The organism is Flavitalea antarctica (assembly GCF_054461535.1).
Window position 1 is genome coordinate 72,344 of the sequence record NZ_JBTLQG010000019.1, and the last position, 24,387, is coordinate 96,730.

Sequence of the window (24,387 nt, forward strand, 5' to 3'; positions counted from 1 at the left end):
TTATCTGCCCGGTTAGGCTGAGAGACTAATCCTGGTCTGTATTGCTCACCATAAAATTGCCATATGAATTATCTTACGCTTCCTTCCTTAAATAATACTGTATATGTTGAGGAAAGCCTTAAACAACAGTTCAGAAATGATGGTCATGTCCTGATAAAGGGATTGCTTGACAAGGACGAATGCGGCGCCTACCGGTCTGCCATAAACGACGCAGCATACAAATACAATACAGAAAAACGTAAGATGGAAGAGCGCGATACATACGGCAGAGCCTTCCTGCAAATCATGAATCTGTGGGAAGTGGACGAAGCCGTTAAGTCCTTTACGCTGGCCAAACGTTTTGCCAGTGTTGCTGCACAGCTGCTCGGTGTGCCTGCGGTGAGGTTATACCATGACCAGGCGCTTTATAAAGAATCGGGTGGGGGATTCACCCCCTGGCACCAGGACCAGTACTATTGGCCGCTTGATACCGAGGCAACTGTAACTATGTGGATGCCCCTTGTAGATATTACCGTCGAAATGGGCATGCTGACCTTTGCTTCAGGCTCACATAAAGAGGGTGCCGTCAAGAACGTAGCGATCTCTGATGAGTCTGAAAAAGAATTGAATGAACATATCACCAGGAAAGGGTACAGGGTCACCCGCCCTGCAACAATGAAAGCCGGAGATGCGAGCTTTCACTACGGATGGACCCTCCATTCCGCCCCGGGTAACAACTCCCCGGTCACGAGGGAGGTAATGACAGTTATATATTACGCTGATGGTGCAAAAATAACCAGGCCGATCAATGACCACCAGGAAGCGGACCGGCAACGCTGGCTATGCGCAGGGCAACCGGGTGAACCAGCCGTTTCTAAATTAAATCCGCTGATATGATCGCAACATGCAATGAGTTGCGTTGACTACTGAATTGCTGAGTTGCGTTGATCTCAATATCAATCCTTGCATTGACTGCAACGATTTACTCAACCTGGTTGTCAGACCAAAAAAAACTTATGCCCAGGATCAGCTTTGTTTTGTTGTTGCTGGCTGTCACCTGTTATGGCTGCAAAAAAGAAAATAACACCAGTGGCGCCAGGCAGGATGGATTAAATGGCCGCTGGAAAATGACAGCTGTACTGGATAAACCTTCCACGATGCTTACACCACCGCCGGGTTCCGATGGCAAAGTCTTCCTGGTATTCAGCGGTAACACCTTTACCGGTAAAACATTGAAAAACACTATTAGTAACGGAGTGCTCACGGTAAATACTCGTGACTCGATAACCTTTGGCACCCATCATTCCACCCTGGTTGCAGAAGACCAGTGGGGTGGCGCTTTCAGGACCATGCTGGGAGCCTGTATGCTGCAATCCGTTCATCCTTGCCGACCATCCGCTATAACCTGGAAATCTCCCGAACAAATTGAAATCAATACCCCAATGCGGTACGTTATCACGCTGGAAAAATTTTAGCTTCAGGCCAGCATTATTTTGCCCGTGAATACGATTGGAACAAAAAAAGGTATCTGGTATTTCTATTTGTTATACATTTATAATACAAATACATTTACTGTTCGTTTATCATGCAAATATGAAGGGAACATACCTTGGAGAGTTCGAAGAAGTAGTTCTGCTGGCTGTTGCCGTTCGCCATGAAGCAGCTTACGGAGCTTCTATTGTGGAGGAACTGGAAAAACAACTCAAGAGACCGGTAAATTTAGGTGCCGTGCATTCTTCGTTGACAAGACTGGCGGAAAAGGGCCTTGTTAATTCAGAGATGGCTGAAGCAAGCGCGACGCCAATCCGCGGGGGAAGAAGAAAAAGACTGTATAAAGTGACTGCCGCCGGTCGCGCAGCACTTGGTGAGATTCATGAGATAAGAAACCAGATGTGGAAACTCATTCCAAAAACCGCCTGATCATGAACGTCAGCGAAAACAATAAAAGCAATGTAAAACCGCCGAAATGGGCGGCCTGGTTAGTCGACCGTTTCTGTACTGGATATTCACGCGAAGAAGTTCAGGGAGACCTCGATGAGCTTTTCATTGCGAGGGTTCAGACACTCGGGAAAAAAGAAGCTAAAAGGCGATACGTGCGGGATGTCATGAGCCTGATTAATCCTTTGTCCCGCAAAACAAAAACCGTAAGAAAGAGCGAAACATCGTCAAAGCTAAATCCCCGACCGCTTTTCTTTCAAGACCTGTTAAAGCATTTCCTGGTACTTGGTTATCGTAACTCCAGGAAATTTAAAGGTTCTTTCTTTATAAATCTCACAGGACTTTCCACCGGTCTGGCCTGTGTTATTCTCATTTTTCTATGGGTGAAAAGCGAATTGAATATTGGCAGGAACAATAAGAATGATAGCAGAATTTTCCAGGTTTTACAAAATCTCAATCATCGTGATGGAACCATCGAAACCATAGAACCAACCCCTGGTTTATTAGCTGAAGCCCTGTTAAGTGAAAGACCGGAATTTGAATATACTACTTCGGTTATTCCCTCTCAATGGTTTGGCGATGATGGCATACTGACATTCAACGATACCCGGTTAACTGCCAAACCCGGGTTTGTTGGCAAAAATTATTTCGACATATTCACCTGTGAATTTATCCGCGGTGATAAAAAAGCATTGTTCACTGGTAACAACAATATTGCCATCTCCGAGGAACTGGCAACTAAAATATTTAATTCCACAAATGACATTATTGGAAGAACCATAACCTGGCATCATTCGGACTTTGATGGCGAATACCAGGTCACGGGTGTATTTAAGAATCAGCCTGCAAATTCAAATGAGAAATTTGACCTGATATTCAATTATGACCTTTTTCTCGCAAAACGCCCGGGATTGCTTAATTGGAGTAATAGTGATCCCAGCACATTTGTGTTGCTCAGGAAAGATACGCAGATCGCAGACCTGGATGATATGATTAAAAATTTTCTAAGGTCAAAACAAAAGGAAACAAAGAATACCCTTTTTCTTCAAAAATATTCAGACAGATACCTTTTCAATAAATATGAGAATGGCCAGGTGTCGGGCGGAAGGATTGAATATGTGCGTTTATTTTCAATAATTGCGGTTTTCATCCTGTTGATCGCCTGCATAAATTTTATGAATCTTTCTACGGCCAGAGCCTCTGCGCGGATGAAAGAAGTCGGAATAAAAAAAGCAATTGGTGCAGGTCGTAATGGTATCATCTTTCAGTTTCTTGCCGAATCTCTTTCAATAACATTTATCTCTCTGATCCTCTCTGTCGGACTTGTGTTATTATTTCTTCCCGGCTTTAATGAGATCGTGGGACGCCGGTTGTCTTTTTCACCGGATAACAAGCTGATCTTCTCGCTGGTCGGCCTCACTGTCTTCACCGGGCTGGTTGCCGGAAGTTACCCTGCACTTTATTTGTCGGGCTTTAAACCTTCCCTGGTACTCAAAGGAAAACTCAAGGGGTCGATAGGAGAGTTGTGGGCCCGGAAAGGACTGGTTGTGTTCCAGTTTTCCCTTTCTATGATACTTATCGTTTCTGTGCTGGTTGTCTACCGCCAGGTCGCTTTTGTTCAATCTAAAAATCTTGGTTTCAATCGTGAGAATATCATTCATTTCCAGATGCAGGTCGATGGCAAAAACGATGACAAATTTTTTGAAACTGGTGGTGAACTTCAACAAAAATTGGAAACCTTTCTGAAAGAGATACAAGAAATACCTGGTGTTATCAGTGTCACAAATGCCGGGGGTCACAATCTCACCGGTGACCACGGAGAGTTTAGTGGTATTGATTGGAGGGAAGGTAACGATGATGAGAAGATGGGTTTTGCTAACCTGGAAACGGGATATAATTTCATAGAAACATTAAACATCCGTCTCTCGCAGGGTCGTGGTTTTTCGCGAAACCATACCAACGAGGAATCGAAAGTAATTTTCAATGAAAAGGCAATTCAACTTATGGGGTTGAAGGATCCCATAGGAAAAAAAGTAACGTTCTGGGGCGGGGAAAAAGAAATCATTGGTGTTGTTAACGATTTCCATTTTGAATCTCTATATAAACAGATTAAGCCATGCGTTATCCGCCTTGAACCCAGGGGCAATACGATGCTGGTTAAATTACCTGCAGAAAAACAAAGTGAAGTAATCGCCAGGCTTCACAAATTTCAGCAATCCCGCAATCCCGGGCTGGCTTTCAATTATAGATTTATCGACGAGGATTACCAGGAATTATATGTCGCGGAAAAAAGGGTATCTGTGCTCTCCAAATATTTTGCTGCTATAGCCATTATCATCTCTTGTCTCGGACTATTCGGCATGGCTGTATTTACTGCCCATAGACGGCGTAAAGAAATAGGCATCCGGAAAATTCTTGGCTCCGGCGAACTGGGGGTGATCCGTTTATTATCCGCTGAGTTTATGCAGATGATTTTAACAGCTGTTATTATCGCCATGCCTCTTAGCTATATGGCGGTGAGCGGCTGGCTTTCCAATTTCGCTTATACTATACCGCTAGATTGGTGGTTGTTCGCAGGTGCGGGGGTTGTCACCTTGATCATTGGGTGGTTAGCGGTAGCAGCCCACACCTTAAGTGCGGCCAGGATTAATCCCATCCAGACCATAAAGGAAGAATAGCTGCACGCGATCATGAAATTACCCGGAACGGGTCAATTTAATGAACTTTTAACCAAAATGACTTTGATGGCAACGTCTTCGTTCGCATCTCTTTGGTCTAACCGGGAAGGACAATCGCAGTGGTTGTCCTTTTCTATTTTTTTACCTACTAACGAAAACTTCTTGCTTCTATCCAGAAAAAATGTTACACGAAAGCTGATGGTCATTTTAGCTGTTCTACTTGGCTTCCATTTGTTTATGGTTTTCATGCGATTTGGTCTCGGGCACCTGTCACTGCACGGAATGATCAGTATGTTTTACTTTGACGACGAGAGAAACCTGCCCACTTTATTTTCGGGCGTTTTGATATTATTATGCGCGGTGTTGCTTTGGCACGTTGCGCAATTTGAGGTCCGGCGCCAAGGGTCGCTGTCGTTCTACTGGAAAGCGCTTTTCGCGGTAACACTATTCTTATTTTTTGATAAGGTTTTCAGTATTCATGAGATTGCAAATCATAATCGTTTTAAAGACATCTGGCCCGAAGGAGATGGTTATTCTTATTATGCCTGGGTTGTTCCTTACTTTTTCCTGGCAACAGCGGTCCTGATGTTTTTCCTGAAATTCCTGCTAAAACTCCCTCCGAAGAGCAGAACGAAATTTTTGATCGCAGGTGGTATGTATGCCGGGGGTGCCTTTGGATTAGAATCGGTCGGCGGAAAATATCAGCACGCCTTTGGGTCCGACCTGAACTACGCCCTCATCATCAGTGTAGAGGAATGATGGAGATGCTTGGTATGATCATTTTCCTGTCTGCTATCCTTGAGCATTTATTAGTGCTGAGAAAAAAAGAAGAAGTTGAAATACGGAGAGCCCTCGTAACCACTAAAACAAGCGGCCAGGTTGTCTCACATACCTCCCAGAAGAAGCAATCTGCGTGATTTTCAATAGCAGAGCATCCATCTCCCCGGCAAAATTCATCACTTTCTAATGAACAAAATAAATTTGTGCAATTAATCGGTTGCAATTATATTTGCAACTGAACGGTTGCTAAACTATTGACCAACTGTTCCATTTTATGAGAAGAGATATTTTCCAGGCGATAGCGGATCCCACGCGTCGCGCTATTTTAAGTTTGATCGCTATTCAGGCGATGACACCGAATGCCATTGCTGAACATTTTGACTGCACAAGGCAGGCAGTATCTAAACACATCAGGATCCTGTCTGAATGCGAACTGCTGGAAGAGAAAAAACAGGGAAGAGAAATTTATTATCATTTCAATGCAAAAAAAATGAAAGTCGTGGACGACTGGCTGGAGCAATTCAGGAGCCAATGGGAAGATCGGTTCAGCAAACTTGATGATGTTTTGAAAAAAATCAAATCAAAATAACATGGAAACAAAAAATCAGATGCAGATCGTAAAAGATGTAGCCAATAAGAAGGTAGTCATCACGCGCACTTTTGATGCTGCGCCCGCTGAAGTCTGGAGAGCCTGGACCGAAAGCGAATTGTTAGATCAATGGTGGGCTCCGAAACCATGGAAGGCTGAGACAAAAAAAATGAATTTCCAGGAAGGCGGATACTGGCTTTATGCGATGGTAGGACCGGATAATCAAAGGATCTGGGCAAAGGTTGAATTCAATAATATCAAGCCAACAACAAGTTATGAGGCGATTGATTCTTTTTGTGATGAGAATGGCACACCAAACGACGAAATGCCAAAAATGTCGTGGAAGAATTTATTTGAATCAAAGGAGGGAGGTACGAAATTGACTGTCGAAATTTCTTTTCAGAAAGAAGCAGATATCAAACAGATCATGGATATGGGCTTTGAGCAGGGCTTCAGTTCAGCCCTGGATAACCTTGATGAATTACTTAAGTAAGTTCTTCAGGACAAAAAGAGAGGTGAGCACCCTGCGGGTACTCACCTCGTTTAATTTAGCCGGTGTTTAAGGCAGTCACTGTTTAAGGAAGTCCCTGTTTAAAGAAGTCTCTGTTTAAAGAAGTCTCTGTTTAAAGAAGTCGCTGTTTAAGGAAGTCGCTGTTTAAGGAAGTCGCTGTTTAAAGAAGTTTCTGTTTAATTAAGCCTGGCGAAGTTTTTTCTTTTTCGATCCCAGGTACATGTCCAGTAACATCAATCCTAAAACAGTATTTACCATAAGGAACATATTGGTGTAATTGCTGTTAACCAGTTTCCCGTAGTTCATAGACTCGAGATTGAACGGTAAGATTGATTTTGTATCGCTGGTCCAGGTAGCCTGGCTGAAAGCATAAATAAGAAATCCGATCAAGGTGAGAATAAAAAAGCCACCAACGCCCCAGATGATCTTTTGATTCAGGTATTTTTTTGAAGCCGGAGTTATCTGTAACCTGGTGATCTCTTCCATTACGTTCCTTGTGAAGCTCATGGATGGTTCGTCCAGTTCAAAGCTTTCCTGCATCAGGCTGTGAACCTGGAGCAACTCAGCATATTTCTCTTTCCATGCCTGGTTGGTGCGCACAAGATTTTCCACAAAGGATTTGTCATCGACGGTTAGGTTGCCATCAATATAGTCCCAGATCTTCGCCTCAATATTTTCTTCAGTGTGCATAAAATGAATTTTTGGTTGTCTAATTTAGCATGTCTCTTACTTCCTGTCTGAAATGCGTCTGCATCTTTTCCTTTAACCTCGCCCTCGCCCGATGTAGTCTCACTTTCACTGCATTTGCTTCGATACCCATAACCACACTGATTTCCTCCAGGCTCTGCTCGCCCTTATAGAATAAGGTGAGGATATTTGCATCATCAGCACTCAGCAGTTGGATGGCCTCATTCACCATTGCCTGCCGTGACTTTGTTTCCATTTGATTTGCGCTCATGCCTGAATCCTGGTTTTCCACTACTGCCATCACCTTTTCATTGTCCAGCGAGCGAATATCCAGCTTCTTTTTTCTCAGGTAGCTGAGACACGAAGTTGTTGTAATGGTGTACAACCAGGTACTGAATTTCGACTCGCCGCGGAAGCTGGCCAGAGACTTGAAGGCCTTTATAAACGCATCCTGGGCAATCTCTTCCGCGTCCTCACGGTTAGGGGTATATCTAAGCGTAATGGTGAAAACGAAATTCTGGTATCGTTTCACCAGTTCAGAAAAGATCCGGGTATCTCCGGCAAGGGTCCTTTCGATTATCTCCGTATCTGTCGGTCCCGAATTCATTATTGTAGTAAGACGCTCATTTTGAAAGCAGGTTACAGCAAACCGGCGTTTCACGGCGAACATCACTGGCAAAGCCCCAGTCACGCCGGAAAACAAGTTGTTTGCGACCGAAAATTACATTTTTTCCCTGTATCACTAAACAGACTGGTAGTCGAAGACCTGGATTTTGATTCCGGGAAAATAGTTTTTGATAACCTGTAACCTGCCACTTCCGGTGGTAGTCATATGGTTGTTCTGAAGAAAACAGAACGGTGAAAAAAAAATCTGGAGAAAGCTGTAACCCCGGGATCTAAGCTGTAGTCAGATAATTTGAAACCTTACCCTTAACATTTTAAAATTATAGTTTTATGACCGAGTTAGTACCAATAGTAATGTTTGCTGGATTTTTTGCAATGGTTTTTGGAATAGTTTACCTGAGAACACGTCAGAACCTGGCGATGATTGACAAAGGAATGAACCCTAAACAATATGCCAACCGGCCGGTTCCTTACCTTAATCTTAAATGGGGGCTGTTGCTGATCGGCGCTGGAATGGGCCTGCTGGTAGCCTATATTGCTGATCTGAGTGTCGCAGTGATCGATGGCGAAGAAAACCCAACCCTCTATTTTGCCCTGATAGCCATTTTCGGTGGTCTTGGTCTGATAGCTTCCTACCGGATTGAAAAGAAAGAGTTGCTCGACAGGGAAGTAAGAACTGTTTAAGATCTCTCCCAAAATACTTTGCCATAAGAAAGTTCACCCGGATTCAATTTGCAGGATCCGGGTTTGATTTTGGAGACCCGAAAAAATACCCTGGCCGCCGGGTTTCGTTTTTCTTAATTTGCTTCCTCCTTAAGTCATAATTATGGATGTATTCAAAACAGTAGAAGAATCACAAACCACCCTTACAGAACTTATGATCCCGGCCTATGCCAATTTCGGCGGCAAAATACATGGAGGCATTATCATGAGCCTGATGGATAAGGTAGCTTACGTATGTGCTGCTAAACATGCGGGAAACTATTGTGTAACAGCTTCGGTAGATGATATAAATTTCCTCGCTCCCGTTGGAGTCGGCGAGCTTGTTTCCTTATATGCTTCCATAAACCATGTCGGTAAAACTTCGATGGTGGTGGGTATCAGGGTGACTTCTCAAAATGTAAAGACCGGCACAATAAAACATACGAATACGAGCTATTTCACGATGATCGCGATGGATGAGCATAATCAACCGTTCCAGGTTCCGGCGCTAACCTTAAAAACAGCGGAACAGGTAAGACGTTTTTACCAGGCCCATAACAGGAAAGAATTGAACAGGTTTTATGCAGCAGAGTCCAAAAGACTTAAGACTTCTTTCGAGATAGAAAAATCTATGGAGGTGCTGAAAAATGAACGCTGCCGTATTGAACTTGATTAATCAACAATCATGTTGATTCTGTCTTACCAGGCAATGATAACCTAATCCTCACCAAAACACGATTATATGCATGAGACTATCAGGATCAACCGCATTACCTGAGGGATTTCCATGATTTGCGGTCCACTGCTGTTTGGTATATCCACTTTTTTGTGGCAGGATGGCCAGTATGGCGCTTATGGGGGAACACATACACACTATCTGGAGGAACTTGCGGCATTTCCGACGATTGCCGGGATACTGTTGTTCTGGTCAGGACCCATATTCCCTTTCAGTCTGCTGGTGCTGGGTATCGTGCTGGTGAGAACGAAGGCAGTGCCTTCATGGGCCGGAGTACTGATCAGCATTTCCGGGATAACGTTTCCATTGAGCCGCATTCCCCGCGTTGAATGGATAGCGCATGTTTCCGATTTACTGATGTTTGTTCCATTTGGTTACCTGGGCCTGGTTTTTTGTCTTGGAAAAATGCAGGCAGCAACACTCAAGGAGGTATAAGGCAGTTAACGGGGTTCATCAATCCTTCAGGAGGCTGGTTGTTTTTTGACTTCGGCAACCGCGCGGATAACGGCCTGGTCGTACTGATTGTGAACTTCATAATATCCCTGCATTCTCCATAGTTGGCGCGCCATCCAGGTTTTAATTCTTTTCTGAACTTCGCGCCTGTCCGCCGCCGGCAGGTTTTCAACATTCACCTTTTCGTTTTTCATGAAGGTGACGAGGTGGTTCCACGCATCGGTCGAATCCCTGAACTCGGAAGCGAATTCCGCTGGCGTTTTAAATTTGTTGAAATAATCCTGCCGCTCCATATAATACTGATAAATGAAACGCGTGAATTTTCCGTCATAAAAAAGTGAACCCAGGGCCGGTGAAAAAGCCGCTGTGTCAAATGGTACAAACACATCCGGCGTTATTCCGCCCCCGCCATAAACAGTGCGCCCGCCTTTGGTTTTGTATGGCTTGCCAAATGCGGCTTTGAGGGTGTCTGCATGTATCACCTCGCCATTATGAAAACGACCGGTAACCTCGTCCTGGTAAGCGGCCCTGCCTGCGGCATATGATTTTTGAATACTGCGTCCGGCGGGTGTGTAATAACGGGCTACCGTGAGCCGGAGTGCCGCGCCATTACTTAGATTATACTGTTCCTGCACAAGTCCCTTGCCGAATGTGCGCCTTCCGATGATCGTACCCCGGTCCCAGTCCTGCACTGCGCCTGCCAACACCTCGCTCGCGGATGCAGAGCCCTCGTCTACCAGGATCGCCAGGTTGCCGGCTTCAAACAGGCCCGGCCTTTTGCTGTTAAAATCAATTCTTGGTTGCTTATCGCCCTGTGTATAAACAATCAGCTTATCCCCGTCAAGGAACTCATCAGCCATATTAACCGCCTCATTCAGTATACCTCCGCCATTGCCCCTTAGGTCAAGAACCAAATTCTTCATACCCAACTTTTGCAGTTTCTCCAGCGAATACATGAATTCACGATAAGTTGTACCTGCAAACCGCCCGACATGGATGAGTCCGGTGGTGTTGTCAACAAGATAAGCGGCGTCAACAGAGTAAAGTGGGATTGTGCCGCGGGTGATCGTTACCGATAGCTGTTGATTACCACGTAATACCCTGGCGTTAACGGCTGACCCGCGTTCGCCGCGTAGCAGCTTTTTTATTTTATCGCCACTGATTTTAACCCCGGCGACAGCGGAATCACCCACTTTTAAAAACTTGTCACCAACTTTAAGACCTGCTTTTTCACTCGGACCACCGATGGAAACATTTGTGATATTTACGGTATCGTCTATAATCAGGAATTCAACACCAATTCCCTCAAAATTACCCTGCAGGTCCTCATTTACCTGTGCCAGGTGAACTGCGGGGATAAAAATAGAGTGTGGGTCCAGATGAGTCAGCATTGCCTGGACAGCGTCTTCAGTCAGGGAATCTGTATCTACCGGATCTACATATTTTTTGTTGACGAGATCGACAACTTCCTGTAGCGATGAACGTTTGGAAGAGGCAAAAAAGCCTTGGGTTGAAGGAATATTTTCGCGTAATCTGTAACCGATTCTCATGCCCACAATCATTACTATTGCAAAAAGTAATGGTAACCAAACCTGGAGTTTTTTCATCTAGACGAAGGTAGTTTTTGTAAAATTTGCGGCTAAGTTCATAATTAATTCTCAATTTCGAACTTTACCTTCGCCCACCGGCAGGCTAAACAATAAATAAAGTTCGATATGGGTATTTTAATCGCAGACAGTGGTGCCACAAAATGTGAATGGTGTTATATAGATGATAATAAGCGAAAAAAGATCTTTTCCACCCAGGGTATCAGCCCTTATTTCCTTAATACTGACGAGATCGAAACCCTGCTGAGACTTGAACTGGTCCCCGGACTGAAAAAAACGGAACCTGGGGAAGTGTTTTATTATGGTACCGGTTGCAAAAATCCGGACAATGTTAAAAGTATTAAAAAAGCCATTTCAAGGGTATATAAAGCTGCCCGGATAGAGGTGGCTACGGACCTCATGGCCGCCGCGAGGGCGCTTTGCGGGGATAAAAAAGGAATTGTAAGCATACTGGGCACCGGTAGTAACAGCTGTTATTTTGATGGAAGAAAAATAAAAAAGAACAGCCCCGGACTAGGGTATGTACTTGGAGACGAAGGCAGCGGTGCCTATCTTGGGAAAAAGGTGTTACAATACTATCTCTATAATACTTTCGATGAGGAACTCCGTTATAAGTTCGATCTTAAATATAATACAAACGATCTCGCTATACTTGACCAGGTATATAAACATCCGCTTCCCAATAAATATCTTGCGGGATTCACATTATTCCTGGTTGAGAACCGCGGACATTATATGATAGAAAATATCATCGAAGACGGGCTTAATGATTTTTTCTTCACTCATCTTTGCAAATATGGCGAAAGCTGGACGCTGCCTATGTATTTTGTTGGCAGTGTTGCTTATGGTTTCAAAGATGTAATTCGCGAACTTTGTAGCGGATATGAATTTGAATTCGGTAAAATTCTGCGGGCACCAATGGAAGGATTAATCGAATACCATAAGAATTAGTTTGTCCATGGTTATGAGGAACTACATTTGCAGGCTTTCTTACTATAACTTTTTTATATCAATAGCTATTCATGGATGATTTTAATAAGGTGACGGAGCAGTCAAGCAATTACAGGCATCTGGATAAAATGGACATATCCCAGATACTGAAGCTTATCAATGATGAGGATAAAACTGTGCCCGCGGCAGTATATAAGGCGTTGCCGCAGATTGAAAAACTTGTTGCCGTTGTAGTTGACAGAATGCTCGCCGGGGGGCGTATGTTCTATGTGGGTGCAGGAACAAGCGGCAGGCTCGGCATCCTGGATGCCAGCGAAATTCCACCAACCTTTGGCATGCCGTTCGATCTTGTTATCGGATTGATCGCAGGTGGTGAGCGCGCAATTCAAAGACCCGTGGAAATGGCCGAAGACAGCTGGGAACAAGGATGGCTGGACCTGAAAGAACATGATGTGAACGAAAAAGATGTTGTGATCGGGATCGCCGCAAGCGGTACAACCCCCTATGTTATCGGTGCGCTGAATGAATGCCGTAAAAACGGAATAGCTACTGGTGCTATCGCTTGTAACCAGGGTTCGCCGCTGGCTGCAGCGGCAGATTACCCGATAGAAGTTGTAGTAGGACCAGAGTTTGTTACAGGGAGTACAAGAATGAAAAGCGGCACCGCACAAAAGCTCGTGCTTAATATGATATCGACGACCGTGATGATACAGATCGGAAGGGTCGAGGATAACAAAATGGTAAACATGCAGCTCTCCAACAGCAAACTGGTTGATCGTGGCACACGGATGGTGATGGACCAGACAGGCATGTCCGATTACGAAGAAGCAAAGAAATTACTACTCCGTTTTGGCAGTGTAAAAAAGGCTGTTGATTCGTTAAAATTAAGCTGAATTACATCGGTCCTGCACAATAAAAAAGATTTGGAAACCCTATTCCAAAAAAAGTAAATTGCCAGCATGCAGGACCTGGAACCATTTTATAACTGGCGACACATTTATACCAGCGAGCAGGATGAAAAATCCCCGTTCTATGGAAGGGTGTATTCTGAATTTGTTTTTAGCCAGACTATCTACAACTACTATATCCATCCCCAATGGGATGAATTCGGGTCACGCACGCTTTACTGTAAAATCCTGATGGCCGACTACGAGGAGCACTACATGGTCATTGAACTGATCGGGGAGTGGAATGATGCCATTGAAAATGACATCATGGAACTCAAGCGCGAAGTAATTGATCCATTCTTTGGTTTCGGGATCACTAAGTTTATACTGGTGGCAGAAAACGTTTTAAATTTTCATAGCGGGGACCGTGACTACTATGACGAATGGTTCGAGGAGGTTACCGATGAAAACGGATGGATCGCCTGTGTGAACATGCCTGAATCAACCCAACATGATTTTAAACGCGCCAAAATAAACCGTTTCATAGAACTGATGGAAATAGACAATTGGAGAATTTACCGGCCATTCCATCTTTTTAAGAAAATTGACCAGGAGATCATGAAACGGCTGGAGTAAGCCGCCAGCAAGGTTTCAATCCCTGCACCCTGGCTTGGGTTCCGTAATTTAACCTCAAAATAAATTTTGTTATTTGCGATTACTTGTTATTTTTGATGCCATGTTATTAGCGAAAGCATACCGGTTCTTCTTTTTTTATTTTAGCTTCTATTTTAGAAGTGAGCCGGGAATGCTTTGTTGAATCATAAAATTAAACTGACAATCAACATAGAATCCCGGCCTGAGTGCCGGGATTTTTTATTAAATACGTTTATGCAGACACGCGTTTCGATCCAGGGTTATGAAGGTAGTTTTCACCAGGTGGCAGCCCGGCAATATTTTGGCAAGGATGTTACGGTGATACCCTGTGGCAATTTTCGGGACGTAGTTAAAATCGCAGGTAATAAAAAAGAAAGCGAAGGTGGCGTAATGGCGATCGAAAACTCGATAGCCGGAAGCATCCTGCCAAATTATAACCTTCTTCAGAAAAGCAACCTGAAGGTTACCGGCGAAATCTATCTGCAGATCCGGCAACACCTGCTGGTGAATCCCGGCGTTACTATTGCTGATATCCGGGAAGTTCATTCGCACCCCATGGCCATCCAGCAATGCCTTGCTTACCTCGACAAATTTAACTGGAAGCTTGTTGAAACGGAAGACACTGCGCTCAGCGCAAAGCATATTCATCAACACAGGAGCAAACACATCGCCGGAATCGCATCCAAACTTGCATCCGAGTTATTCAATCTCGACATGATTGCTCCGAATATTCACACCATGAAATCGAACTATACCAGGTTCCTCATCATTCAACGCGAAGGCATGTCGAACCCGGTAGCAGATGCCAATAAAGCTTCGGTTAATTTTCATACGGATCATTCCCGGGGAAGCCTGGCGCGAGTGCTGACTGCAATAGCAGAGGGCGGAATCAACCTGAGTAAATTGCAAAGTTTCCCTATACCAGGGAGCGACTGGAAATATTCGTTCCATGCTGATATGGAATTCGAAAGCATTGATCAGTTTGAAGAGGTGATCAAAAGAATAAAACCACTGACAGAAGAAACGAATGTCTATGGTGTCTATAAAAAAGGAAACGTGGTTAGTTAATGGATAACAACATGCAGTTTTGCATTTGAAGCTGAAACAGAAAATTGAAATGATACATTGATAGAAATAATACATTGATAAGGGAGATAACCTTATATAATATCAGAAGCAAACTATAACAATGGTAAAAACATCAGGGAGACTGGAAGGAATCGGCGAATACTATTTCTCAAAGAAGCTGAGGGAAATAGATGAGCTTAACAAAGCCGGCAAGAATATCATCAGCCTTGGTATTGGCAGTCCTGATCTGCCACCACATCCTGAGGTGATCAAGGTATTACAGGAGGAGAGCAGTAAGCCATCGGTACATGCTTATCAATCATACAAAGGTTCACCGGTCCTGAGAAAAGCGATTAGTGAATGGTACAGTAAGTGGTATGATGTTAACCTCGATCCGGAATCGGAAATACTGCCCCTGATCGGCTCAAAAGAGGGCATCATGCATATTTGTATGACCTATCTTGATCCGGGCGATGAAGTGTTGGTGCCCAATCCTGGTTATCCCACGTACCGCAGTGCAGTTGCGCTTGCGGGGGGTAAAGCCATATCGTATGAATTAACGGAACTTAATGCATGGGAACCGGATTTCGATGCGATCGAAAAAACGGATCTGACCCGGGTAAAGCTGATGTGGATCAATTATCCGCAGATGCCAACCGGCAAACTTCCTTCTGAACAGCTCTTCAGAAAGATTGTTGATTTCGGAACCAGGCATAACATACTGATCTGTCATGATAACCCATACAGTTTTATCCTGAATGATAAACCCGCGAGTATCATGCACACTCCCGGGGCAATGCACACAGTCATTGAATTGAATTCACTCAGCAAATCGCAGAACATGGCAGGATGGCGCGTAGGCATGCTCGTCGGCAATGGAGACCGGATCAATGAAGTGATGCGTTTCAAAAGCAACATGGATAGCGGCATGTTTCTTCCTGTTCAACTGGCCGCCGCGAAAGCATTATCCCTTGGGGAAGAATGGTACTCCGGCCTCAACAAAGTGTATGCACAAAGAAGGCAAAAGGTATTTGGCCTTTTAACTTTACTGGGATGTGAATTCGATAAAAGGCAGGCAGGGATGTTTGTGTGGGCAAAGGTGCCGGCTTCCGAAGAATCAGGATATACACTCAGCGATAAAGTGCTATACGACGCACAGGTCTTTATTACACCCGGCGGTATATTTGGAACAGCAGGTGACAAATATGTGAGAGTGAGTTTATGTTGTAAGGAAGAGAATATCGATGCTGCGATTGAACGAATAAAAAAATCAATGTAAGATGCAGGTCACCATTATAGGCATAGGATTGATAGGCGGATCACTGGCGTTGGCATTAAAAGAAAAGTCAATTGCAACCCATGTTATTGGCGTAGACAATAATCCCGTTCATGCACAAAAGGCTATGGATCTTGGGTTGGTTGATGAGATACTCGATCTTGAATCTGCCGTTGGCAGGTCATCGCTTATTATTATCTCGATACCGGTTAATGCGGCCGAAAAGATGATCACCGGCTTGCTTGACCTGGTAGACAAACAGGTAGTTATGGATACCGGTTCTACCAAGGAAAGCCTGATCAATATTGTGAGGGGACATAAAAAGAGGAGTCGTGTTGTAACCACTCACCCCATGTGGGGTACCGAATACAGTGGCCCCGAAGCAGCGATGCGCGGCGCCTTCCAGGATAAGGCGGCAGTGATCTGCAACAAAGATGAAAGCGATAGTGATGCAGTAGCCCTTGTGGAAAATCTTTACCGCGCACTGGGTATGCATATACTTTATATGGATGGTGCATCTCACGATCTTCATGCGGCCTATGTAAGTCACATATCGCATATTACGTCATTCGCCCTGGCGAACACCGTATTGGAAAAGGAGCGCGAGGAAGATGCCATATTCGAACTCGCCAGTGGTGGTTTTGAGTCAACGGTGCGACTTGCAAAATCGAATCCGGAAATGTGGGTGCCGATACTAATGCAAAACAGGGATAATGTGCTCGATGTGCTTAATGAACACATTACCCAGCTAAGAAAATTCAAGAGTTGCCTGGAGAAGGAAAATTATACTTACCTGCAGGAACTGATCGAAAATGCCAACAAAATCAAAAGGATCCTGAAGTGAGCTGGAACTTTGACACGATATTTTTTCTTGGTTTCGGGCTGCTTGCCCTGTACCTGGGATTTACCGGATCAAGATGGCTTTTTTGGGGAGGTACGCGGCATGAGAGGCTGGAAAAGCAACTAGGTGCAGGATATCGAAGAATTATCAACTTGTTGTTCGGATTTTTCTGCGTCATAATCGGGTTTTATTTTTTGTTTAGACATACTTAACTGGCTGACTATTAGAGAAGAGGAAAAACCGAATCAAAACTAAAACTGGCTGTAAGGCACTAAAATCGTACCTTCGCGCCAAATTTTTTAAAATTATGATGACATTTGAAGGGTTGGGTTTACATCCTACATTGGTTCAGGCAACCGATGCATTAGGTTTTACAAACCCAACACCAATTCAGGAACAGGCGATTCCTGTATTATTAAGCGGCACAAAGGACCTGGTGGGTCTGGCTCAGACCGGAACAGGCAAAACTGCTGCATTTGGACTCCCGTTGCTTCAGCTCGTAGATGTTGCACAAAAACATCCACAGGCGCTGGTGATCTGTCCGACAAGAGAATTATGTATACAGATAGTTAGTGAAATTGAACTATTCAAGAAGTTCATGCCCGCCATGCATGTAGTGGCGGTTTACGGAGGTACATCTATTGGAATGCAGATCAGGGATTTGAAGAGAGGTGTACAGATCATTGTTGCGACTCCCGGTCGCCTGATCGATCTCATTGAACGTAAGGCAATCAACCTGGAACAAATCAGCTATGTAGTATTGGATGAAGCAGATGAGATGCTGAACATGGGTTTCCAGGAGGATATAGAATTTATTCTGACCAATACGCCTAAACGCGAAGCTACCTGGTTATTCAGTGCAACCATGCCCCCGGAAATTAAGAGGGTAAGCAAGAAGTACATGAAGGACCCGGTTGAAATTACCGTTGGCAAAAAAAATACAGCTAATAAAAACGTTGATCACCAATTCTACGTTGCTTCTGCGCATCATCGTTATGAAACGCTCAAAAGAATTATTGACTTCAACCCAGGGATCTATGGGATCATCTTTACCAGAACCAAGATTGATGCCCAGACAATAGCTGAAAAGCTGACCCGGGAAGGTTATGATATTGATGCCCTTCATGGGGATCTTACCCAGCAACAACGCGATAAGGTAATGGGAGAGTTCCGTGAAAAGACGATCCAGTTGCTTATAGCTACGGATGTAGCCGCCAGGGGTATTGATGTGAAAGATGTATCTCACGTAATCAACTATGAATTACCTGATGACATCGAAGTCTATACCCACCGTAGTGGTCGTACGGGCCGTGCAGGTAATACAGGTATCTGTATTTCGATTGTCCATAGCCGTGAGGTTGGGAAGCTGAGACAGATTGAACGCATGGTGCAGGTTCCCTTCCACAAAAATGAGATCCCGACCGGTAAAGACGTTTGCCGCAAACAGTTTTTCCATTTTATGGAGAAGTTGCTGAACGCAGATATCAGCCATGGAGATTATGAAACTTACGTTCCCATGCTCCAGGAAAAATTTGCTGATGTTACCAAGGAAGACGTTCTGAAAAGAGTAGCCGCCATGGAGTTCGACAGGTTCCTGAAGTATTACGAAAATGCAGAAGATCTGAACGTACGCGAAAGAGTGCGTGAATACCGTGAACCATCAGGTGTTGGGAGTGGTGATCGTCGTGAATTCGGCCGTGGCCGTGAAGGCAGGGACGGACGTGATTCCCGGGGCGCAGAACGCCCGAGGCGTGAATTCAACTCCGGCGGAGACTTCGCCAAGTTGTTTGTTAACCTGGGTACCAAGGATGGTTTTTACAAAGCAAGCTTCCTCCAGTTTATACTCGATATGAGTGAACTGAGCAAAGATGTACTGGGACGTATCGATATGAAGGAAATGAACAGCTGGATTGAGATTGACCGGAAATCTGCCCAACAAATGATTGCAGCGATCGACGGTAAAAATTATAAAGGTCGTCGGATTCGGATGAACGACGCCAACAGCCGGTAATCATCCCGGCCACATTAAAATAAAAGCATTAACAAAGGAAAAAAAACGCTTCAACCATGACAACAGTGGCAACAAAAAATGTACAGGAGATACTGCAGGAAAAATGGGATAAGAGACCACTCATTATTTCCGGCCCATGCAGCGCAGAAACAGAGGAGCAGGTAATTCAAACCGCTACACGCCTTGCCAACACCGGGAAGGTGGATATGCTTCGCGCAGGGATCTGGAAACCCAGAACCAGGCCTGGAAGTTTTGAGGGCATCGGAACGAAAGGTTTGCCATGGTTACAACAGGCCCGGAAGATCACCGGTCTCCCTACCGCAATAGAAGTTGCCACCGGCAAACAGGTTGAAGATGCTTTACATTTTGATGTGGATGTACTTTGGATTGGTGCCCGTACAACGGTTAATCCTTTCAGTGTGCAGGAAGTGGCTGATGCTCTGCGTGGGGCCAAAGTTCCGGTACTCATCAAGAACCCGATCAACCCCGATCTCGAATTATGGATAGGAGCCGTTGAGCGTGTGGCAAAAGCCGGGATCACACAGATTGGCCTGATTCACCGCGGGTTCAGTTCATATGGTAATACAGAATACAGAAATGCACCAATGTGGCACCTTGCCATTGAGATGAAACGTCGCAACCCCGGCATGATGCTGATCAATGATCCTTCGCATATCTGCGGCAGGCGTGATATCCTTCTTGATGTTGCACAAAAGGCGATCGACCTCGACTATGATGGATTGATGATTGAAAGTCATATCGATCCCGATAATGCCTGGAGCGATGCGAAACAACAGGTCACACCGGAACGCCTCGCGGAAATGCTTGGTGAAATTGTCTGGAGAAAAGAAGATATCAATTCAGAAGAATATCATGCTGCACTCGAAAAACTTCGTCAGCAAATCAATCATCTTGATGATGAGTTGATGCAGGTGCTTGGACAGCGCATGAGGATAGCCGAAAAGATTGGACAATACAAGAAAGAAAACAACATCACCATCCTGCAGACCAACCGGTGGAATGAGATCCTGGAAAGGGCATTTGCAAAAGGTGAAAAGCTGGGCTTAAGTAAAGATTTCATCACCAAATATTTCGATGCTGTTCATATGGAGTCTATCAGCCATCAGAACAACATCATGAATTCATAAATCAACGGGACAGGTTTTCCTGTCCCGTTTTTTTTCCTGCTCTTTAGTCCATTCGCTATTGGGCGCTTCCTGTTGAATTGTATCATTACCTTTTTACTGCTTGCACCACACCCTAATAATCGCGGTTATCCATGACTGATAGTCACACCAGGACTTTCCTTTTTGTACATGTCATCTGGACCACCCTGAACAGGGCCCCGATATTAAAAAGACCGGTTAGAATGGTGCTGTTCCCGTTTCTTCAGAAAACCAGTGAAGAAAAAGGGATCAGGGTTATATCGATCCAGGGGGTAGAAGACCATCTGCATGTGTTGTTACAGTTGAATCCGGCTCAGAATCTTTCCCAGGTAGTGCGGAGCCTCAAACACGATGCGGCCGGCTGGCTCAAAGACACCAACCTGCTTGACAGTGAACTGGAGTGGCAACCCGAATTCGCAGCGTATACAGTAAGTCCAAGCGGGGTAAAACAGGTAATGGACTTTATTGCTAACCAGGAAAATTATCATAAAACAAAAACGCTTGAATCGGAGCTGGCTGTATTTGATAAAAACTATACTGAATGAAAAAAGTTTCCTATACTTTTTCAACACAAACAACAGACTATTATTTTGATGGTGAGTTCGCCAGGCTTGGAGAGTTACTGGATAAAAATCAGGCAGTCCTTATCACTGATGAAAATGTTTTTCGTGCGCACAGAAAAAAATTTGACGGATGGAAATACATTATAGTACCTGCGGGCGAGCAGTTCAAAGTGCAGTCAACCGTCAACGGCATTATCGAAAGACTGATCGGTCTTAATGCCGACAGGAAGACTTTTATCGTTGGAATCGGCGGGGGAGTTATCACGGATCTTGCAGGTTTTGTTGCTTCGATATACATGCGGGGTTTGCGGTTTGGCTTCATACCGACAACTATCCTTTCAATGGTGGATGCTTCAATCGGTGGCAAAAATGGTATAGACGTTGGTCTTTATAAAAACCTGGTAGGTATCATCCGGCAGCCATCATTTCTGCTGTATGATGTTTCACTTTTGAAATCCTTGCCTCATACCGAGTGGGTGAGTGGGTTCGCTGAGATCATAAAACATAGTTGCATCAAGGATCTCCGGTTGTTTAAGGAATTGGAACAACATAAATTGTCTTTCTATAAAAAAGATGCAACGGCTTTAAAAAAATTGATCAGGCGTAACGCCATAATCAAGTCCGATGTGGTAAAGGAAGATGAGTTTGAAACAGGCGAAAGAAAATTGCTGAACTTCGGGCATACGCTGGGGCATGCAATTGAAAATATGTATAAACTTTCTCATGGGCAGGCAATATCAGTGGGAATGACAGTAGCCAGTGAATTATCCGGGAAGCTGACCGGCTTTCGGGAAGCAGACCGTGTAGTAAAGTTACTTTCTCGATACGGCCTTACAACTCATATGGAATACGATAAGGTAAAGGCATTTAATATCCTGCGTATGGATAAAAAGAAAGAGGCAGACAAAATGAATTTTGTGCTGTTGACAAAGATCGGGAAGGCTGTTGTACATCCAATCCCTTTAACAGAGCTGGAGAAGATATTCAATTAGATTAAGGTCCTGCGAATTTGATACAATAACGATATTGACTACATAAGATGATTGCAAAAGTTACACCTTCTTTTTTGACTGGTTCAATCCAGGCGCCGACTTCAAAGAGCTCGATGCAGCGGGCGTGCGCAGCTGCACTACTGGCTCATGGAACAACCATTATCAAAAACCCCGGCCAAAGCAATGATGACCGTGCCGCAATCGACGTTATAACAGCACTCGGAGCAAAGGCGTATTGGGTAGATGGTAATCTTGAGGTTGTCAGTTCGGGTATCATGCCGGTATCCGGTACCATCAATTGCGGTGAAAGCGGCCTCGGTATAAGAATGTTTACTCCAATCGCTGCTTTAAGCGAACAGCCTATAACCATTACTGGTTCAGGAAGCCTTACTACCAGGCCCATGCATTTTTTTGATGAAATATTCCCTGCATTGGGAATTGATATCGAATCAAATCAAGGTAAGCTTCCCCTGCATATAAAAGGTCCTTTGAAGCCTGCCAACATAGAAGTGGATGGTTCGTTAAGCTCGCAATTCCTTACAGGGCTCCTGATGGCATATGCTGCGGCCGGCGCAAGTGATGTTTCCATCAAAGTAAATAACCTGACCTCTAAGCCTTACATCGATCTCACTCTGGCCGTTATGAAGCATTTCGGGATCCAGGTCGAAAACAGGAACTATGAATATTTTTACTTTCCGGGAAACAAGAACCCCAAAGCTTATCAAGCTCATAGCTACACAGTGGAAGGTGATTGGAGTGGTGCCGCATTTTTATTGGTAGCGGGAGCAATTGCAGGCAATATAACCGTGAAAGGCCTCGATGTACATTCAACGCAGGCCGATAAAGCCGTATTGCATGCACTTGCAGGGGCAGGGGCTGTCATGTCAATAGAGGCAGGTCAGATCCATATAGCAACCACTTCGTTAAAGGCCTTTCATTTCAACGCTATGGAATGCCCTGATCTGTTTCCGCCACTGGTTGCCCTGGCAGCCTGTTGTGAGGGCAAATCAGTCATTGAAGGAGTGTCCCGTCTTGCGCACAAAGAAAGTGACCGTGGTCTCACATTACAGGAAGAGTTTGCGAAAATGGGTATCAAGATCGTTTTGCAGGATAATATCATGATCATCGAAGGGGCAACCGGACTGAAAGGATCTGTAGTGCATTCCCGCCATGATCACCGTATTGCCATGGCTTGTGCTGTGGCCGCGTTGAAAGCTGATAAACCAGTGATCATTGAAGATGCGGAGGCCATAAACAAATCTTATCCTGATTTTTTTGATGATATCAGGCAGCTCGGGGCTATTGTTGAATACAAATAAGTAAACTTAAAACAGGTTGCGATGAACGCATTTGGCAGACTTTTCAAAATCGCCATCTTTGGTGAATCACATGGCGAAAGTGTAGGGTTGAATATCGATGGCTGTCCACCTGGATTGTCTCTGACAGTAGAAGATTTTCTTGAAGACATTGAACGGAGAAAGGGAGGTAATCAGAAAGGTACCACGCCACGCAAAGAAGATGATCTTCCTATTTTTAAAAGTGGGGTTTTCAATAACAAAACGACCGGAGCCCCGATCACCATCTTATTTGAGAATAACAACACCCGTTCAGGCGATTATGAAAAACAACGCGCGGTGCCACGTCCCGGCCATGCCGATTTTGTGGCACATCAGAAATATGGAGGCTTCGAAGACTTCAGGGGTGGCGGACACTTCAGCGGCAGGCTCACCGTTGCGCTCGTCGCAGCGGGTGTGATAGCCAAGAAATTACTTAAAAATGTAACGGTTGTTGCAAAGATCACAGAAATCGCGGGCCTAAGCGATCCTGAGGCCGGCTTGCAACGCGCTATTGATGCCAAAGACTCTGTTGGCGGCATAGTGGAATGTCGTGTCAATGGATTGCCCGCAAGCCTCGGCGAGCCATTTTTCGATTCCGTGGAATCTTTGCTTGCCCATGCAGTCTTTGCAATCCCTGCAGTTCGCGGCGTCGAGTTCGGTACCGGCTTTGCCGCCGCGAAAATGTTTGGCAGTGAGCACAATGATGCCATTGAAGACAGCACCGGCAAGACGCGCACCAATCATGCCGGTGGCGTAGTAGGCGGTATCACAAATGGCAACGAACTGGTGTTCCGGATAGCCATCAAGCCTACTTCTTCGACACCAAAACTTCAGCAGACCTTAAACTGGGAGACCAACCAGGTGGAATCTTTTTCTGTAAAAGGAAGACATGATCTTTGTATTGCCTTACGTGTTCCCGTGGTGCTGGAAGCCGTGACTGCAATGGTACTCGCAGATCTTATGATGATTGAACAGAGGATACCCCGGGTTATTGCTGAATTGCCTGTACCAAAATCTGAAATCAACTGAAGACCGACAACTCATCCCTCCTTATGCCACTAATTTATCACATTACCACGAAAGCTGCCTGGCAAAAGGCTATTGAAACAGGCATCTATGAGACACCATCCTTAACCAATGAAGGGTTTATTCATTGTTCACAGGCCGGGCAGGTAAAGGGCGTTTTATCGCGGTATTACGCGGGCCAGGAAGACCTGGTAAAGCTTGAAATTGATACCGATAAGCTGACAAGCCGTTTTATCTATGAATGGTCACCTTCAACAGCGGATACGTTCCCACACGTTTATGGCCCTGTAAATATTGAAGCGGTAGTAGCATCAGAACCCATTTGATACCA

27 protein-coding genes are annotated in these 24,387 nt (G+C 44.7%); 24 read left to right on the forward strand and 3 right to left on the reverse strand.

What is annotated here, in order from left to right; all coding sequences use genetic code 11:
• Positions 1-63 precede the first annotated feature (63 nt).
• The 8 genes from ACX0G7_RS16795 (at position 64) to ACX0G7_RS16830 (ending at position 6,457) form a co-directional block, all read left to right on the forward strand.
• Positions 64-876: a phytanoyl-CoA dioxygenase family protein gene (locus tag ACX0G7_RS16795; protein ID WP_458924667.1), complete on the forward strand. Its 813-nt coding sequence runs from the start codon at positions 64-66 to the stop codon at positions 874-876.
• 119 nt (positions 877-995) lie between these two features.
• Positions 996-1,454, forward strand: coding sequence for a hypothetical protein (locus tag ACX0G7_RS16800; RefSeq protein WP_458924668.1), 459 nt, complete (start codon positions 996-998; stop codon positions 1,452-1,454).
• A gap of 118 nt (positions 1,455-1,572) precedes the next feature.
• Positions 1,573-1,899 carry a PadR family transcriptional regulator gene (locus ACX0G7_RS16805; RefSeq protein ID WP_458924669.1) on the forward strand — a complete coding sequence of 109 codons (327 nt, stop codon included), beginning with the start codon at positions 1,573-1,575 and terminating at the stop codon, positions 1,897-1,899.
• A 2-nt stretch (positions 1,900-1,901) separates the two neighbouring features.
• Positions 1,902-4,595, forward strand: a complete 2,694-nt coding sequence (locus tag ACX0G7_RS16810) for an ABC transporter permease (RefSeq protein ID WP_458924670.1) — start codon at positions 1,902-1,904, stop codon at positions 4,593-4,595.
• 66 nt (positions 4,596-4,661) lie between these two features.
• Positions 4,662-5,354: a hypothetical protein gene (locus tag ACX0G7_RS16815; RefSeq protein ID WP_458924671.1), complete on the forward strand. Its 693-nt coding sequence runs from the start codon at positions 4,662-4,664 to the stop codon at positions 5,352-5,354.
• Positions 5,351-5,512 (forward strand): hypothetical protein, encoded by a 162-nt coding sequence (locus ACX0G7_RS16820; RefSeq protein WP_458924672.1) that lies wholly within the window; start codon positions 5,351-5,353, stop codon positions 5,510-5,512. The genes ACX0G7_RS16815 and ACX0G7_RS16820 overlap by 4 nt, the downstream gene beginning before the upstream one ends.
• 137 nt (positions 5,513-5,649) lie before the next feature.
• On the forward strand, positions 5,650-5,964 hold the full coding sequence (locus tag ACX0G7_RS16825) for an ArsR/SmtB family transcription factor (RefSeq protein WP_458924673.1): 315 nt from the start codon (positions 5,650-5,652) through the stop codon (positions 5,962-5,964).
• A gap of 1 nt (position 5,965) precedes the next feature.
• The gene (locus tag ACX0G7_RS16830; protein ID WP_458924674.1) at positions 5,966-6,457 is read left to right on the forward strand and encodes an SRPBCC family protein; all 492 of its coding nucleotides are present in this window, start codon (positions 5,966-5,968) and stop codon (positions 6,455-6,457) included.
• Between the two features lie 198 nt (positions 6,458-6,655).
• Here the strand turns inward: ACX0G7_RS16830 and ACX0G7_RS16835 are convergent, their stop codons facing one another.
• Positions 6,656-7,165 (reverse strand): anti-sigma factor family protein, encoded by a 510-nt coding sequence (locus ACX0G7_RS16835; protein ID WP_458924675.1) that lies wholly within the window; start codon positions 7,163-7,165, stop codon positions 6,656-6,658.
• Between the two features lie 19 nt (positions 7,166-7,184).
• Positions 7,185-7,769 (reverse strand): RNA polymerase sigma factor, encoded by a 585-nt coding sequence (locus tag ACX0G7_RS16840; protein WP_458924676.1) that lies wholly within the window; start codon positions 7,767-7,769, stop codon positions 7,185-7,187.
• A 347-nt stretch (positions 7,770-8,116) separates the two neighbouring features.
• Between ACX0G7_RS16840 and ACX0G7_RS16845 the strand changes: the two genes are divergently transcribed.
• The 3 genes from ACX0G7_RS16845 (at position 8,117) to ACX0G7_RS16855 (ending at position 9,659) form a co-directional block, all read left to right on the forward strand.
• On the forward strand, positions 8,117-8,470 hold the full coding sequence (locus ACX0G7_RS16845) for a DUF6249 domain-containing protein (protein ID WP_458924677.1): 354 nt from the start codon (positions 8,117-8,119) through the stop codon (positions 8,468-8,470).
• Positions 8,471-8,612: 142 nt separating this feature from the next.
• On the forward strand, positions 8,613-9,164 hold the full coding sequence (locus ACX0G7_RS16850; protein ID WP_458924678.1) for an acyl-CoA thioesterase: 552 nt from the start codon (positions 8,613-8,615) through the stop codon (positions 9,162-9,164).
• A gap of 111 nt (positions 9,165-9,275) precedes the next feature.
• A complete protein-coding gene (locus ACX0G7_RS16855) occupies positions 9,276-9,659 on the forward strand; it encodes a hypothetical protein (RefSeq protein WP_458924679.1) in 384 nt (127 codons plus the stop codon).
• Positions 9,660-9,685: 26 nt separating this feature from the next.
• Here ACX0G7_RS16855 and ACX0G7_RS16860 read toward each other — a convergent pair whose 3' ends face one another.
• Positions 9,686-11,284, reverse strand: coding sequence for a S41 family peptidase (locus ACX0G7_RS16860; RefSeq protein WP_458924680.1), 1,599 nt, complete (start codon positions 11,282-11,284; stop codon positions 9,686-9,688).
• Between the two features lie 108 nt (positions 11,285-11,392).
• Here ACX0G7_RS16860 and ACX0G7_RS16865 point away from each other — a divergent pair, with 108 nt between their 5' ends.
• The 13 genes from ACX0G7_RS16865 (at position 11,393) to ACX0G7_RS16925 (ending at position 24,382) form a co-directional block, all read left to right on the forward strand.
• On the forward strand, positions 11,393-12,235 hold the full coding sequence (locus ACX0G7_RS16865) for an N-acetylglucosamine kinase (RefSeq protein WP_458924681.1): 843 nt from the start codon (positions 11,393-11,395) through the stop codon (positions 12,233-12,235).
• A gap of 71 nt (positions 12,236-12,306) precedes the next feature.
• Positions 12,307-13,128, forward strand: coding sequence for an N-acetylmuramic acid 6-phosphate etherase (gene murQ, locus ACX0G7_RS16870; RefSeq protein WP_458924682.1), 822 nt, complete (start codon positions 12,307-12,309; stop codon positions 13,126-13,128).
• A gap of 66 nt (positions 13,129-13,194) precedes the next feature.
• The gene (locus tag ACX0G7_RS16875; RefSeq protein ID WP_458924683.1) at positions 13,195-13,758 is read left to right on the forward strand and encodes a hypothetical protein; all 564 of its coding nucleotides are present in this window, start codon (positions 13,195-13,197) and stop codon (positions 13,756-13,758) included.
• 252 nt (positions 13,759-14,010) lie between these two features.
• Positions 14,011-14,844 carry a prephenate dehydratase gene (locus ACX0G7_RS16880; RefSeq protein WP_458924684.1) on the forward strand — a complete coding sequence of 278 codons (834 nt, stop codon included), beginning with the start codon at positions 14,011-14,013 and terminating at the stop codon, positions 14,842-14,844.
• A 121-nt stretch (positions 14,845-14,965) separates the two neighbouring features.
• Positions 14,966-16,123 (forward strand): pyridoxal phosphate-dependent aminotransferase, encoded by a 1,158-nt coding sequence (locus ACX0G7_RS16885; protein ID WP_458924685.1) that lies wholly within the window; start codon positions 14,966-14,968, stop codon positions 16,121-16,123.
• 1 nt (position 16,124) lies between these two features.
• A complete protein-coding gene (locus ACX0G7_RS16890) occupies positions 16,125-16,964 on the forward strand; it encodes a prephenate dehydrogenase (protein WP_458924686.1) in 840 nt (279 codons plus the stop codon).
• Positions 16,965-17,268: 304 nt separating this feature from the next.
• A complete protein-coding gene (locus ACX0G7_RS16895; protein ID WP_458924687.1) occupies positions 17,269-18,972 on the forward strand; it encodes a DEAD/DEAH box helicase in 1,704 nt (567 codons plus the stop codon).
• 56 nt (positions 18,973-19,028) lie between these two features.
• Positions 19,029-20,120 (forward strand): chorismate mutase, encoded by a 1,092-nt coding sequence (locus ACX0G7_RS16900; RefSeq protein WP_458924688.1) that lies wholly within the window; start codon positions 19,029-19,031, stop codon positions 20,118-20,120.
• 131 nt (positions 20,121-20,251) lie between these two features.
• Positions 20,252-20,683 (forward strand): IS200/IS605 family transposase, encoded by a 432-nt coding sequence (locus ACX0G7_RS16905; RefSeq protein ID WP_458924689.1) that lies wholly within the window; start codon positions 20,252-20,254, stop codon positions 20,681-20,683.
• Positions 20,680-21,693: a 3-dehydroquinate synthase gene (aroB, locus tag ACX0G7_RS16910; RefSeq protein WP_458924690.1), complete on the forward strand. Its 1,014-nt coding sequence runs from the start codon at positions 20,680-20,682 to the stop codon at positions 21,691-21,693. The genes ACX0G7_RS16905 and aroB overlap by 4 nt, the downstream gene beginning before the upstream one ends.
• A gap of 47 nt (positions 21,694-21,740) precedes the next feature.
• Positions 21,741-23,012 (forward strand): 3-phosphoshikimate 1-carboxyvinyltransferase, encoded by a 1,272-nt coding sequence (aroA, locus tag ACX0G7_RS16915; RefSeq protein ID WP_458924691.1) that lies wholly within the window; start codon positions 21,741-21,743, stop codon positions 23,010-23,012.
• Between the two features lie 21 nt (positions 23,013-23,033).
• Entirely contained in the window at positions 23,034-24,059 is a 1,026-nt protein-coding gene (locus tag ACX0G7_RS16920; RefSeq protein WP_458924692.1) for a chorismate synthase, read from the forward strand.
• A 23-nt stretch (positions 24,060-24,082) separates the two neighbouring features.
• The gene (locus ACX0G7_RS16925) at positions 24,083-24,382 is read left to right on the forward strand and encodes a DUF952 domain-containing protein (RefSeq protein ID WP_458924693.1); all 300 of its coding nucleotides are present in this window, start codon (positions 24,083-24,085) and stop codon (positions 24,380-24,382) included.
• Positions 24,383-24,387 lie beyond the last annotated feature (5 nt).

What these genes read in the sequence shown, in the direction of transcription:
- ACX0G7_RS16875 (WP_458924683.1), top strand. Translation starts at nt 13,195, where the DNA reads ATGCAGGACCTGGAACCATTTTATAACTGGCGACACATTTATACCAGC.
- ACX0G7_RS16885 (WP_458924685.1), top strand. Translation starts at nt 14,966, where the DNA reads ATGGTAAAAACATCAGGGAGACTGGAAGGAATCGGCGAATACTATTTC.
- ACX0G7_RS16800 (WP_458924668.1), top strand. Translation starts at nt 996, where the DNA reads ATGCCCAGGATCAGCTTTGTTTTGTTGTTGCTGGCTGTCACCTGTTAT.
- ACX0G7_RS16810 (WP_458924670.1), top strand. Translation starts at nt 1,902, where the DNA reads ATGAACGTCAGCGAAAACAATAAAAGCAATGTAAAACCGCCGAAATGG.
- ACX0G7_RS16880 (WP_458924684.1), top strand. Translation starts at nt 14,011, where the DNA reads ATGCAGACACGCGTTTCGATCCAGGGTTATGAAGGTAGTTTTCACCAG.
- aroA (WP_458924691.1), top strand. Translation starts at nt 21,741, where the DNA reads ATGATTGCAAAAGTTACACCTTCTTTTTTGACTGGTTCAATCCAGGCG.
- ACX0G7_RS16905 (WP_458924689.1), top strand. Translation starts at nt 20,252, where the DNA reads ATGACTGATAGTCACACCAGGACTTTCCTTTTTGTACATGTCATCTGG.
- ACX0G7_RS16825 (WP_458924673.1), top strand. Translation starts at nt 5,650, where the DNA reads ATGAGAAGAGATATTTTCCAGGCGATAGCGGATCCCACGCGTCGCGCT.
- ACX0G7_RS16820 (WP_458924672.1), top strand. Translation starts at nt 5,351, where the DNA reads ATGATGGAGATGCTTGGTATGATCATTTTCCTGTCTGCTATCCTTGAG.
- ACX0G7_RS16900 (WP_458924688.1), top strand. Translation starts at nt 19,029, where the DNA reads ATGACAACAGTGGCAACAAAAAATGTACAGGAGATACTGCAGGAAAAA.
- ACX0G7_RS16840 (WP_458924676.1), bottom strand. Translation starts at nt 7,769, where the DNA reads ATGAATTCGGGACCGACAGATACGGAGATAATCGAAAGGACCCTTGCC.
- ACX0G7_RS16865 (WP_458924681.1), top strand. Translation starts at nt 11,393, where the DNA reads ATGGGTATTTTAATCGCAGACAGTGGTGCCACAAAATGTGAATGGTGT.
- ACX0G7_RS16795 (WP_458924667.1), top strand. Translation starts at nt 64, where the DNA reads ATGAATTATCTTACGCTTCCTTCCTTAAATAATACTGTATATGTTGAG.
- ACX0G7_RS16850 (WP_458924678.1), top strand. Translation starts at nt 8,613, where the DNA reads ATGGATGTATTCAAAACAGTAGAAGAATCACAAACCACCCTTACAGAA.
- ACX0G7_RS16895 (WP_458924687.1), top strand. Translation starts at nt 17,269, where the DNA reads ATGATGACATTTGAAGGGTTGGGTTTACATCCTACATTGGTTCAGGCA.
- murQ (WP_458924682.1), top strand. Translation starts at nt 12,307, where the DNA reads ATGGATGATTTTAATAAGGTGACGGAGCAGTCAAGCAATTACAGGCAT.
- ACX0G7_RS16925 (WP_458924693.1), top strand. Translation starts at nt 24,083, where the DNA reads ATGCCACTAATTTATCACATTACCACGAAAGCTGCCTGGCAAAAGGCT.
- ACX0G7_RS16835 (WP_458924675.1), bottom strand. Translation starts at nt 7,165, where the DNA reads ATGCACACTGAAGAAAATATTGAGGCGAAGATCTGGGACTATATTGAT.
- ACX0G7_RS16830 (WP_458924674.1), top strand. Translation starts at nt 5,966, where the DNA reads ATGGAAACAAAAAATCAGATGCAGATCGTAAAAGATGTAGCCAATAAG.
- ACX0G7_RS16860 (WP_458924680.1), bottom strand. Translation starts at nt 11,284, where the DNA reads ATGAAAAAACTCCAGGTTTGGTTACCATTACTTTTTGCAATAGTAATG.
- ACX0G7_RS16920 (WP_458924692.1), top strand. Translation starts at nt 23,034, where the DNA reads ATGAACGCATTTGGCAGACTTTTCAAAATCGCCATCTTTGGTGAATCA.
- ACX0G7_RS16855 (WP_458924679.1), top strand. Translation starts at nt 9,276, where the DNA reads ATGATTTGCGGTCCACTGCTGTTTGGTATATCCACTTTTTTGTGGCAG.
- ACX0G7_RS16815 (WP_458924671.1), top strand. Translation starts at nt 4,662, where the DNA reads ATGGCAACGTCTTCGTTCGCATCTCTTTGGTCTAACCGGGAAGGACAA.
- ACX0G7_RS16890 (WP_458924686.1), top strand. Translation starts at nt 16,125, where the DNA reads ATGCAGGTCACCATTATAGGCATAGGATTGATAGGCGGATCACTGGCG.
- ACX0G7_RS16805 (WP_458924669.1), top strand. Translation starts at nt 1,573, where the DNA reads ATGAAGGGAACATACCTTGGAGAGTTCGAAGAAGTAGTTCTGCTGGCT.
- ACX0G7_RS16845 (WP_458924677.1), top strand. Translation starts at nt 8,117, where the DNA reads ATGACCGAGTTAGTACCAATAGTAATGTTTGCTGGATTTTTTGCAATG.
- aroB (WP_458924690.1), top strand. Translation starts at nt 20,680, where the DNA reads ATGAAAAAAGTTTCCTATACTTTTTCAACACAAACAACAGACTATTAT.